This is a genomic window from Actinomadura spongiicola, from assembly GCF_003432485.1.
GTDB classification, from domain to species: domain Bacteria; phylum Actinomycetota; class Actinomycetes; order Streptosporangiales; family Streptosporangiaceae; genus Spirillospora; species Spirillospora spongiicola.
The window spans coordinates 354130-365576 of sequence record NZ_QVNQ01000006.1; the positions used below are offsets into that span (position 1 = coordinate 354130).

General features: G+C 70.8%; 10 protein-coding genes. 6 read left to right on the plus strand and 4 right to left on the minus strand.

From position 1 onward, the window contains the following. Nucleotides 1-19: 19 nt before the first annotated feature. Nucleotides 20-2806: a helix-turn-helix transcriptional regulator gene (locus D0T12_RS21345; protein ID WP_117401410.1), complete on the minus strand. Its 2787-nt coding sequence runs from the start codon at nucleotides 2804-2806 to the stop codon at nucleotides 20-22. Between the two features lie 101 nt (nucleotides 2807-2907). On the opposite strand from D0T12_RS21345, the gene D0T12_RS21350 reads away from it, so the two are divergent. After that, nucleotides 2908-3981: an alkene reductase gene (locus D0T12_RS21350; RefSeq protein WP_117401411.1), complete on the plus strand. Its 1074-nt coding sequence runs from the start codon at nucleotides 2908-2910 to the stop codon at nucleotides 3979-3981. Between the two features lie 701 nt (nucleotides 3982-4682). Here D0T12_RS21350 and D0T12_RS21355 read toward each other — a convergent pair. After that, entirely contained in the window at nucleotides 4683-5027 is a 345-nt protein-coding gene (locus D0T12_RS21355) for a C40 family peptidase (RefSeq protein WP_233526199.1), read from the minus strand. Nucleotides 5028-5974: 947 nt separating this feature from the next. Here D0T12_RS21355 and D0T12_RS21365 point away from each other — a divergent pair. The 3 genes from D0T12_RS21365 (at nucleotide 5975) to D0T12_RS21375 (ending at nucleotide 7664) form a co-directional block, all read left to right on the plus strand. Continuing rightward, nucleotides 5975-6574 (plus strand): nucleotidyltransferase, encoded by a 600-nt coding sequence (locus tag D0T12_RS21365; RefSeq protein WP_117401414.1) that lies wholly within the window; start codon nucleotides 5975-5977, stop codon nucleotides 6572-6574. 71 nt (nucleotides 6575-6645) lie between these two features. Next, a complete protein-coding gene (locus D0T12_RS21370) occupies nucleotides 6646-6906 on the plus strand; it encodes a BON domain-containing protein (RefSeq protein WP_117401415.1) in 261 nt (86 codons plus the stop codon). Further along, complete coding sequence (locus tag D0T12_RS21375; protein WP_117401416.1) at nucleotides 6903-7664, plus strand: metallophosphoesterase family protein; 762 nt, start codon at nucleotides 6903-6905, stop codon at nucleotides 7662-7664. Before D0T12_RS21370 ends, D0T12_RS21375 begins: the two co-directional genes overlap by 4 nt. 3 nt (nucleotides 7665-7667) lie before the next feature. Here the strand turns inward: D0T12_RS21375 and D0T12_RS21380 are convergent, their stop codons facing one another. Together D0T12_RS21380 and D0T12_RS21385 are read right to left on the minus strand one after the other, a co-directional pair. Next, nucleotides 7668-8690: a DNA topoisomerase IB gene (locus D0T12_RS21380; RefSeq protein WP_233526200.1), complete on the minus strand. Its 1023-nt coding sequence runs from the start codon at nucleotides 8688-8690 to the stop codon at nucleotides 7668-7670. 33 nt (nucleotides 8691-8723) lie between these two features. Next, the gene (locus D0T12_RS21385; RefSeq protein ID WP_117401418.1) at nucleotides 8724-9572 is read right to left on the minus strand and encodes an SDR family oxidoreductase; all 849 of its coding nucleotides are present in this window, start codon (nucleotides 9570-9572) and stop codon (nucleotides 8724-8726) included. Between the two features lie 249 nt (nucleotides 9573-9821). Here D0T12_RS21385 and D0T12_RS21390 point away from each other — a divergent pair, with 249 nt between their 5' ends. Beyond that, on the plus strand, nucleotides 9822-10595 hold the full coding sequence (locus D0T12_RS21390) for an SDR family NAD(P)-dependent oxidoreductase (protein ID WP_117401419.1): 774 nt from the start codon (nucleotides 9822-9824) through the stop codon (nucleotides 10593-10595). Nucleotides 10596-10604: 9 nt separating this feature from the next. Beyond that, nucleotides 10605-11417, plus strand: a complete 813-nt coding sequence (locus D0T12_RS21395) for a crotonase/enoyl-CoA hydratase family protein (protein WP_117401420.1) — start codon at nucleotides 10605-10607, stop codon at nucleotides 11415-11417. The last annotated feature ends 30 nt before the right edge of the window (nucleotides 11418-11447 follow it).

Consider the following 11447-nt stretch of genomic DNA (forward strand, 5'->3'; position numbering starts at 1 on the left):
ATTTCTTGGCCGGGCTCTGTCATGAGGTTTCGAGGGTGAGGCGGGACAGTTCCTTGCGGGACGAGATGCCGAGCTTCGGATACGCCTTGTAAAGGTGGTATTCGACCGTTCTCGGGCTGAGGAAGAGTTGCGCGGCTATGTCGCGGCTGCTCGTTCCCGTGGCCGCCAACCGGACGACCTGGAGTTCCTGCGGGGTGAGACGGTCAATAAGGTCGGGAGCGGTCGGTATCGAACCTCCGGATTCGCCGGTGGCGCGCAGTTCGGCGCGTGCGCGTTCCAGCCAGGGCGTGGCGCGGAGGCGCTCGAAGATCTCGATGGCCGAGCGGAGCGGGACACGCGCCTCGGCGCGGCGGCGGGCCCGTCGTAGCCACTCGCCGTAGAGGAGCAGGGTGCGCGCCCGCTCGAACGGTCGTGTCGCCTGCTCGTGTAGCCGAATCGCCTGTTGGTACGGTTCCTCGCTGTCGGTCATCAGCGCCTCGCAGCGCAGGGACACCGCGAGGGCCCATGGCTGTTCCCCCGCCTCGGCCCAGGACCGGAACCGCTTGAGGGCCGCCTTCACCCGGGCGGGCTGTCCGGCGCGCACGGCCGCCTCGACCTGGTCGGCCGCGGACTGGGGGCTGTGGCGCGCCGGTTCGTGGGCGAGTTCCTCGTAGCGGCGCAGCGCGTCCTCGCAGCGGCCGAGCCCGAGGTCGAGGAGGGCCAGTGCGCTGTCGCCGAGGCCGCCGTGCGGCGGGGGCACCTCGGCGACCAGTTCGCGGAGCCGGGTCTCGTTCCCCTCGATCGCCGCGATCCGTGCCAGCACGGCGCCGAGGCGGCCCTCGCGGTGGGGGCGGCCGGTGTCGCGGGCGAGCGCGATCGCCTCGGCGACGGTGGCCTCCGCGTCCGCGTGCAGGCCGACCGCGATCTGCGCCTGGGCCAGCGTCTGCAGGATGTTCGGCAGCGCCCCGATCAGGCCGTGCCGGCGGCAGTGCGCGACCTCGGCGCCCGCCAGTTCCAGCGCGGCCTCGTCCGCCCCGACGATCAGCGCGAACTGTGCGCTGCGAACGCGTTCGGCGCTGTCCGCGGCGGGTTCCTCATGGGTGCCGGTCAGATGCGCGGCTCCGTTGGCGCCGCGTACTCGAAGCCGGCTCGACACCGCGGCGGCGGACGTTCGCGAAGGGTCGCCCGTCGCGGGTGAGCCGTGCGTGCTGCGCGTGTGCGCGGCTCCGTTGGCAACGCGGGTGCGACCGCGTGCTTCCTCGACGAGTTCGGTGAGCAGCGGGACGCCTTGTGCGTGGTCGTCGCGGGCCAGCAGGGCGAGGGCCTGGGTCGCTCGATCGTCGGGAAGCAGCTCGGCGGCGCGCAGCACGGCGGTCAGTTCGCCGGACGCCCACCCGTACATGGCGCCGGTCCGGAGCATGGCGGCGTGTTCGCCGGGCGCCGCGTCGGCGGCGTGGGCGACCAGCATGCGGGACGCCGCGCGGGGGTCGCCGCGTTCGTACTCGACCGTCGCGTGGACGCGGGCGAGCCGGGCGCGCTCCGCGGGGTCACCGGTGAGCGCGTCGGCCTGGACGGCGAGGTCTGCCGCCTCGTCGAGCCGGCCCGCCTGGAGGGTCAGGGACGCGGCGGCGCCGAGGCGCGCGGCGCGGGCGTGGGCGGACGGTGTCAGGTCGGCCGCCTGCCGGTACAGCGTCGCCGCCGTCGCGTAGCCCATGCGGCGGACGGCGCGCTCCGCCGCGTTCTGGACGTCGACGGCGACGTCCTCGTCCGGTGCCATGGCCGCCGACGCGCGGTGCCGCGCACGGCAGTCGTCATCGTCGGCGGTCTCGGCGAGCGCCCGGTGGACGGCGACGCGCTGCGCCGCGACCGCGCCGTGGTACGAGGCGGTCCCGATCAGCGGGTGGCGGAACTCGATGTCGCGTCCGGTGACCGACACGAGCCCGGCGCGTTCGGCCTCCTCCAGGTCGGCGAGGCCCACGCCGAGACTTCGCCCGGCCCTCAGCTGTGACGGCATGTGCCCGCGTCCCTCGGCCGCCGCGATGAGCAGCACCAGCCGGGTGCCCTCGGGAAGCCGGCCGATCTGGTCGCGGAACGAGGCGAGCACCCGGTCGGCGACGGGCAGCGGGTTGGGGCCGTCCGACGGTCGGGCCCCGGACACGCCGAGCTCCTGGAGCGCGAGGGGGTTTCCGGCCGCCTCCTGGATCACCCGGGCGCGGACCGTGGGCGACAGGTCGCGTGTCGCGAGGAGCCGTTCGGCGTCGCGCTGTTCGAGCCTTTCGAGGCGCAGTTCGGGCAAGCCCGTCCCGGTGAACGCGCCGTCCCGGGCCGCGAACAGCATCACCACGCCCTCGGCCGCGAGCCGCCGGGCCGCGAACAGCAGCGTCTCGGCGGTCGGGGTGTCGAGCCACTGGGCGTCGTCCACGACGCAGAGGAGGGGACCGCCCTCGTCGGCGAGGTCGGCGAGCAACGTGAGGACGGCGAGCCCGGTGGTGAACCTGTCCCGGCCGGGTACGGCCTCCGGGCCGCCGAGGGCGGAGCGCAGGGCGGCGGCCTGGGGGGTGGGCAGCGTGTCCAGCCGGTCGCGGACGGGCCACAGCAACTGGGTGAGGCTGGCGAACGCGATGCCGGACTCCGCCTCGACCCCGGTGACCCGCAGGACGTGCGGGATGCCGTCCGTGGGGAGAAGCCGGGCCGCCTCGGCGAGGAGCGCCGACTTCCCGATGCCGGCCTCCCCGCGGAGCACGAGCGCTCCGCTGCGGCGATGGTCGCGTGCCTCAGTAAGAAGCCCGGCGATTCGCGCCTGTTCGTTGTTCCGCCCGTAGAGCACGCCTCCAAACTACGGGGCCGGACTACGGAATCCATACGGATTCGCCCGGCGGGCGGTGGCTCATACGTTCCTGAGCGAGGAGAAAACGCTAGGAGGACGTCATGAAGGAACTGTTCGAGCCCTTGTCCTTGGGAAAGCTGCAACTGCCCAACCGGCTGCTGATGGCGCCCATGACTCGAAGTCGGGCGGACGAGGACGGCGCGGTGACCGGGTTGACCGCCGAGTACTACCGGCAGCGCGCGAGCGCCGGGTTGATCATCACTGAGGGCACCCAGCCGAGCGTTCGAGGTCAGGGGTACATCGATACGCCGGGCCTGCACTCGGAGCAGCAGATAAAGGCGTGGCGGGCGGTGACCGAGGCCGTGCACGCCGCGGACGGCCGCATTTTCGTCCAGCTCATGCACGCCGGGAGGGTCGGCCACCCCGTGCTGTACCCGGACGGGGGGTTGCCGGTCGCGCCGTCTCCCATCGCCTCGGGTGAGCGGCTTTACACCCCGGACGGGTTGCTCGACCATCCCGTCCCCCGCGAGATGACCCTGGACGACATCGCGCAGGCCGTCGAGGAGTTCGTCACGGCCGCCCGCAATGCCGTCGAGGCGGGGTTCGACGGCGTGGAACTGCACGGAGCCAACGGCTACCTGATCCAGCAGTTCCTCGCCGACGGCAGCAACACCCGCACCGACATGTACGGCGGGACGGTCGCCAACCGCGTCCGGTTCGCCGTCGACGTCGCCCAGGCCGTGTCCGACGCGATCGGGGCCGACCGGGTCGGCTTCCGCGTGTCTCCCGGTGGCACCGCGAACGGCGTCAGCGAGAGCGACACACCCGAGCTGTACTCGGCGCTGGTGGCTTCCCTCGCTCCGCTCGGACTCGCCTATCTGCATGTGATGGAGGTCGGCGGCCGGGACACCACGCTGCGTATCCGCGCCGAGTGGCCGGGCACCCTGATCCTGAACCCGCACCCGACCCCCGACTCGTACCCGGCGAAGCCGGAGTACGGCGTCGAGGCCCTGCGTGAGGGGGCCGCGGACGCCGTCGCCCTCGCCGAGCTGTGGCTGGCCAACCCGGACCTGCCCGCCCGCATCCGGGCCGGAGGCCCCTACAACAAGGCCGACTCGGCGACCTTCTACGGCGGCGACCACCGTGGCTACACGGACTATCCGACGCTCGACTGACGGGCACGCCCGGCACCGGGACGCGGTGTGTCCGAGCGACAGAGGCCCAGCGCCGAGCGGGGACACCGGCGCGGGGCCTCGGCTGAACGCACCCCGAACCAGAGGCCTGGTCAGAGCCCGTATCAAAGCCGCGGTCAAAGATCTGTTCAGAGCCTGAGCCGCAGGCCGGGCCGGGGCCAGGAGCCTGGGCTGAGGCTGGTTCAGAGCCCAATCCAGAGCCCTGGCCAAGGGCCTGGGTGAAGGCTGGGTTAGGGGTCGGGCCAGAAGGCTGGTCTGAGGCGGGGGCAGAGTCGGGGGCGCGGGCCAGGTCGCTGACCGGGTCTGATGGATGAGAGCCCTGACTGGAGACCCCGTCGAAGACCTGGTCAGAGCCCCGGCCAGAGGCCCGGTCAGAGGTTTGGCCAGAGGCCCGGTCAGAGGCTTAGCCAGGGCCCGGGCTACAGACTGGGCCCGGGGCCGGTTCAGAAGGCTGGTCTGAGCCCGGGACCCGGCACAGGTCACAGTCGGGGGCTGAGACCTGGCCAAGGAGCTTGTCAAAGGCCTGGCCAGGTCTCGGACCAGAGGCCTGGCCAGGGCTCGGACCAGAGGCCTGGCCAGGGGTCGGGCCAGGCCTCTGGTCCGAGCCTGGGGTGCGGGGCAGGCCACGGCTTGGGGCAGTGACCTGGCCGGAGGGCTCGTCAGAGGTAGGGGCTGAGGGTGGGTTAGAGGCCGGGGCGGACGCCGCCCTTGAAGTTGCGCTTGTAGTAGGCGTTCAGCTTGACCTTCTTGACGCGTTTGCCGCGGCCGGGTGCGTGGATCATGTAGCCCTTCCCGACGTAGATGCCCATGTGGGTGCGTCCGCCGTAGAAGAACAGGAGGTCGCCCTTGACGGCTCCCTTCCAGGAGACCTTCTTCTTGACCGAGCGGTAGATCTGCTGGGTCGTGCGCGGGAGTTTCACCCCGGCCTTGCGCCAGGAGCCTCCGGCCAGGCCGGAGCAGTCCCACGAGTTGGGCCCGGTTCCGCCGTAGCGGTACGGGTCGCCGATCTGCTTCGCGGCGTAGTTCACGGCGTAGGCCGCGCGCTTCTTCTGCTTGGCCGCCCGCGCCGCGGCGGAGGCCTTGGTGGCCGCGGCGGACGCGAGTGTCGCCTGCTGGGGAGGTGCGGCCGCAGCGGGGGCGGCCGGGACGACGGCGGTGATGAGCGACGCGCCGAGCGCCGTCGTCGTGGTCAGGACCAGGCCCCGGGTGGTGATGCCGGGCTTCAGGCGGTTTCGAGGGGTATGCAGGATGACTCCAGATCTCGCGGGTGATGCCTACCGGGCAGCCGTCACCCACGGGATGTTCGTCAGGGGGTTCGGCCGCCGCGACCGGTTGGTGTCCAGGCGCGCGTGAGTTGGGTGCGGCTGGATCTGGGTCGCTTCCGGTTCCGTGCCTCTCGTCTGCACGGATTCGGCGTCCGACGGCGGCGGCTCGGGCGGCGTGGTCCGGGGGGACGACCGGTGAGGTCCGCGCGGGTCGTCTGAGGACGACCCAGCACGCCGCGGCCGCGTGTCGGTATGCGTGTTCTGTTATCCGGGCGGCCAACTGTGCCGCTTGAACCGAGCAGGAACGTATGCACTCTCGGGCGAGCATGGCAAATCCCCCTGGCCATTTTCGTGCGGGCGGGCATCGCGAAGTCGACGGTCGGACCCGCCTTGGCCTGCGCCGATTCCCGCCACAATTCTGTTCGTGTGAGCCGAGTCACAATCTTGAAATCGGGGCTCTGTGGTTATGGTCGCCCGCTCGGCAAAGGCGGGTCACTAGAACGTCGTTCTGTGGATAACTTCGGCGACTCAGTGTGAAATTTGTGGCGTCTATCACAGATCGGCAAAGTCGTCCGATATGGTGGCTCCTATCGGCTCGGGAGCCCGGCCGCGGCCGCCGGTGGGCATGACACGCGTGGCCACGGGTACCGGCACGGCTAGCGCTGTCGACCGGGGAACGCGTGGGGGTTGTGCAGACCGAACCCAGGGCCATGCCACGGGGGTCCGGCGGCGCGGGGCCGGGCGCAGGCCCGGACGGCGGGGCGGAGGGCCTGCTGTCGAGCCTGAAGCGCGCCGCCGCCGCGCTCCGCGACGCCGGTGTCGAGTACGCGCTCGCGGGCGGCTTCGCCGCGTACGCGCACGGAGCGGCCGTGTCCACGCACGACGTCGACTTCGTGGTGCGGGAACGGGACGTGCCGGCGGCGTTGGACGCGCTCGCGGGCGCGGGCATGAGGCATCTGGAGAGCCCGGAGAACTGGCTGGAGAAGGCGTGCGACGGGGAGCAGCCCATCGACCTGATCCATACGCCGTCCGGCCGTCCGGTGGACGGCGAGCTTCTCGGGCGGGCCGAGGAGATGACGGTCGGGGCGGTGCGCATGCCCGTCCTGCCCGCCACCGAGCTGGTGATCATGCGGCTGCTGGCGTTCACCGAGACGACCTGTGACTTCAGCGGGTTCCTGCACGTGAGCCGGGCACTGCGGGAACAGGTGGACTGGCCGCGGGTCGCCGCCGAGACCGCCGAGTCCCCGTACGCCTACGCCTATCTGACGCTCCTCGCCCGGCTCGGCGTCATCGGCCCGGACGTCCTGTGACCGTCGCCCGACGTGTGGCGGCCGATGGGCGGGAAGGTACTCCAGACGGAGCGTGACAGAGGGGGCTGATCATGACGGAGCGGGACATGGCCGATCTGCCCGGATACGTTTCCGCGCACATCCAGGAGAAACTCGCGGCCCAGGCGTACGAACTCGGCATCCGCGTGGACGTTCGCGGCGACGTGGTGCATCTGCGCGGCGAGGTGGTGAGCGAGGAACGGCGCCGGGAGGTCGAGGAGATCGCGCGGGGCGCCGCGCAGGGACGCGAGATATGCAACGAGGTGCATGTCGTCGCGGTCGGCGCGCCGGACGACGAGGAGCGGCTGTCATGATCCGGGTGGCCGCTGCGGGAGACCTGCATGTCGGGCCGGAGGTGGCCGGGACGTACCGGACGCGGCTGTCCGCGCTCGCCGAGCACGCGGACGTGTTCCTGGTCGCCGGCGACCTGACCCGCCACGGGACGGTCGAGGAGGGCCGGGTCGCGGCCGGGGAGCTGCGCGATCTCGGGGTGCCGGTGGTCGCCGTCCTCGGCAACCACGACTACCACTCCGACGCCGAGGACGAGATCACCGACATCCTGCGCGACGCCGGTGTGACCGTCCTCGAAGGCGACGGCACGGTCCTGGACTGCGGCGGGACGAAACTGGGCATCGCCGGTGGCAAGGGGTTCGGCGGCGGGTTCGAGGGCAGGTGCGCCAGCGATTTCGGGGAGCCGGAGATGAAGGCGTTCATCTCGCACACCAAGGACTTCGCGGGACGGCTGGGCGCCGCGCTCCTCGACCTGGACGCAGACCTGCTCGTCAGCCTTACCCACTACTCGCCGTCCGCGGACACCCTCGAAGGGGAGCCCCTGGAGATTTATCCGTTCCTCGGCAGCTACCTGCTTGGGGAGGCGATCGATTCGGCCATGGCGGATCTGGCGATCCACGGTCACGCCCACAAGGGAACGGAGAAGGGCCTCACGTCCGGTGGCGTTCGAGTGCGGAACGTGGCACTGCCGGTAATTCAGCACGCGTACGCCATGTACAGCCTGGACATCCCAGCGAGGGTCGACAGTACCCAAGCGCGGGAGCGCGTCTCCGCCTGGTGACCGTCAGTCGGTGGAACGGAGCAGTTCGAGGACGGCCTGTTCCACCGGGCCCTGTGTGGCCAGTTCGCCTTCCGAGGTCTCCATGCCCAACGTCCCAAGGGCGGGTGCGATCGTGCGGCCCTTCTCGTAGAGGTCGATGACGCGCGGGTCGATGTAGGAGGCTCGCGCCACGGCCGGGGTGTTGCCCAGATAGGCGGCGACCTCCTTGACGACCCTGACGACGGCCCGTCTGCGGGCGGTGTCGCTGTCGCCCGCGCGCACCGACACCGCGAGGCCGACGGCGGCGAGGACCGTGGCGTGCCAGGTGCGGAAGTCCTTGGCGGTGAAGTCGCCGCCGGTGACCTCCCGGACGAAGTCGTTGATGTCGGTGGTCGTGACGTCGTGCCAGCCGTCCCGTGTCCGGTAGGCGAGCAGTTCGGGGGAGTCGTCGCGGCGGCGTTTGAGTCCGCTCACGACATTGCAGACGTCCTCCTCCGCGACGGACTGGTAGCGCTCCTTCGAGCCCTTCGCCGGGTACTCGAACGCCACTTCACGGCGCCGGCAGGTGACGTGTTCGCGCAGGACGGTCGCGAGCCCGAACGTTCCGTTCCCGGCCGCGTACGCCTCACCGCCGATTCTGAAGAAGCCGAGGTCGATGAGACGGACGGCGGCGGCGAGGACCCGTTCCCGGCCGTATCCGCGTCCGGAGAGATGCTCGGTGAGCGTGTCGCGAACCTTGGGCAGCCGGTCGGCCAGTTCCAGGACGTGTTCGTGTTTCTCCTGGTCTCGCTGTTCCCGCCATGCTCCGTGGTACAGGTACTGACGCCGTCCGGCCGCGTCGGTGCCCATCGCCTGGATGTGGCCGTCCGGATCGGGGCAGATCCACACGTCCTTCCACGCTGGCGGTATGACCAGAGACCTGATTCGTTCCTTCTCGGCGGGGTCGGCCAGAGGACGGCCGTCCATCCCCAAAAACACGAAGCCCTTGCCGGATCTACGCCGTCCATAGCCCGGCTCACCGGGGTCGCTGCGCTGCAACTCCGTCAAGACGACTCCACCGGACCGGCCATCAACGGTTCCTCATCCGGGGTGGATTTCGCCGCCCGCAGGCACAAGGGTCTGGCCGGTGTAGTACGACGACTGCCGGTTGGACGCGAAGAACACGTAGGACGGTGCGATCTCGTCGGGGTCGGCCGCCCGTCCCATGGGCGCCTGCTGTCCGAAGCTCTCCACGCGTTCCTCGTCGAACGTCGCCGGGATGAGCGGCGTCCAGACCGGACCGGGCGCGACGCAGTTGACGCGGATCTCGCGGTCCATGAGGTTCTGCGCGAGAGACGTGGTCAGCGCCATCGCCGCCGCCTTGCTGGCCGAGTAGTCGATGAGCGTCTTGTTTCCGCGCAGCCCGTTGATGGACCCGGTGATGATGATGGACGACCCGCGCCCCATGTGGTCCAGTGCCTGCTGGACGGTCCAGAACAGAGCGAACACGTTGACCGCGAACGTCCGCTGGAGTTGCGCGTTGTCGATTTCACGGACGTCCTTCACCGGTGTCTGCGTCCCGTGATGCAGGACGAGCACGTCGAGCCCGCCGAGGTCGCTGACGGCGCGCTCGACGACGTCCCGGCAGTGCCGTTCCTCCGCCAGGTCACCGCCGAACGTGAAGCAGCGGCGCCCGGCCGCCTCGACCAGGTCGGCGGTGTGCCGGGCGTCGTCGTCCTCCTCCAGATACGTGATCGCCACGTCCGCGCCCTCCTTGGCGAACGCGACGGCGGTGGCGCGTCCGATGCCGGAGTCGCCGCCGGTGATGAAGGCGCGGCGCCCGTCGAGCAGGCCGCTTCCGGTGTAGTCGCGCATCTCGTCACGGGGTTCGGGGGCCATGTCGCCCGTCCGTCCCGGGTAGGACTGGCTCTGTGCCGGACGTTCACTCATCCCGTACGCCTCACTGCGGTGTTCCTCACCGCGGTACGAGCCCCGCGGTCCCCGTTCGCCTGACTCACGAAGTTGGCCTTACTCACGAAATGCGGGGTGCCCGACGCGGCGGCGAGCAAACGCTCCCTTTAAGGAGACCCACGAGTGACTCCGCTGTCCGCGACCCGCCGGGGTGTGGGCGGGGCGTGGCCGCGTCGCCTCGCTACCATCATCCCGAACTAGATTCGGTCCCTATGTAAGGTGCTGCCCATGGACCTGAACGGAGTTTCCGCCGTCGTATCCGGTGGCGCGAGCGGTCTCGGCGAGGCCACCGTCCGCGCGCTGGCCGCCGAGGGAGTCAAGGTCGTCGTCGCCGACCTGAACGAGGACAGGGGCAAGTCCATCGCCGACGAGGTCGGCGGTGTCTTCGTCAGAACGGACGTCACCGACGAGGGCCAGGTGCACGCCGCCGTGCGGGCCGCCGTCGACACCGGACGGCCGCTGCGGGTCATCGTCAACAGCGCGGGCATCGGCTGGGCGTCCCGGACGGTGAACCGCGACGGAACCCCGCACGACCTCGGCCAGTTCGAGACCGTCATCCGGGTCAACCTGATCGGCACCTTCAACCTGATGCGGATCGGTGCCGCCGCCATCGCCGAGACCGAGCCGGTGGACGAGGACGGCGCCCGCGGCGTGGTGATCAACACCGCGTCCATCGCCGGTATCGAGGGACAGACCGGGCAGGTCGCCTACTCGGCGTCCAAGGGCGGCATCATCGGCATGACGCTGCCCGCCGCCCGCGACCTGGCCGCGATCGGCGTGCGGGTGAACACCATCTGCCCCGGCATCATCGACACCCCCATCTACGGGCGGGGCGAGGCCGCGGAGGCGTTCAAGGCCAAGCTCTCCGCGCCCGTCCCGTTCCCGAAACGGATGGGCCGGGCGTCGGAGTTCGCGCACCTCGTCAAGTCTTTGATCGAGAACGACTACATGAACGGCGAGACGATCCGTTTCGACGGCGGCATCCGGTTCCAGCCGAAGTGAGGTCCTGACATGACCGACGCCGTGTCCACCGAGGGTGGACGTCCCCCCACATCTCCCGGCGATGAAGCGGTGCTGACCCACGAGGACGGCGGCGTCCTCGTCGTCACGATCAACCGTCCACGGGTCCGCAACGCCGTCAACGGCGACGTCGCACGGGGGATCGCCGCCGCCATGGACGAGCTCGACTCCCGTAAAGACCTGTCCGTCGGCATCCTGACGGGCGCGGCCGGCACCTTCTCCTCCGGAATGGATCTCAAGGCCTTCCTCGCCGGGGACGTCCCGGCCGTCGAGGGACGCGGGTTCGCGGGCATCGTCGAGCGCCCACCGGCCAAGCCGCTGATCGCGGCCATCGAGGGGTACGCCCTGGCGGGCGGCTGTGAGCTGGCGCTGGCCTGCGACTTGATCGTGGCGGCGCGGGACGCCCGGTTCGGGCTGCCCGAGCCGAAGCGCGGGCTGGTCGCGGCGGGCGGCGGCCTGCTGCGGCTGCCCCGGCGCATCCCGTTCCACATCGCCATGGAGATCGCCCTCACCGGCGACGGGTACCCGGCGGAGCGGATGGCCGAGCTGGGGTTCGTCAACCGGCTCACCGAACCGGGCGGCGCGCTCGCCGCGGCGCGGGAGCTGGCCGCCACGATCGCCGAGAACGCGCCGCTGGCGCTCACGGCGACCAAGCGGATGATCGTCGAGTCCGCCGACTGGACGTCCGACGACATGTGGCGCAGGCAGCAGGAGATCGTCCTGCCCGTCATCTCCTCCAGGGACGCCCAGGAGGGTCCGGCGGCCTTCGCCGAGAAACGCAAGCCCAACTGGAAGGGTGAGTAGCGTAGCTCCAAGATGTGTGGAGTATGGCCG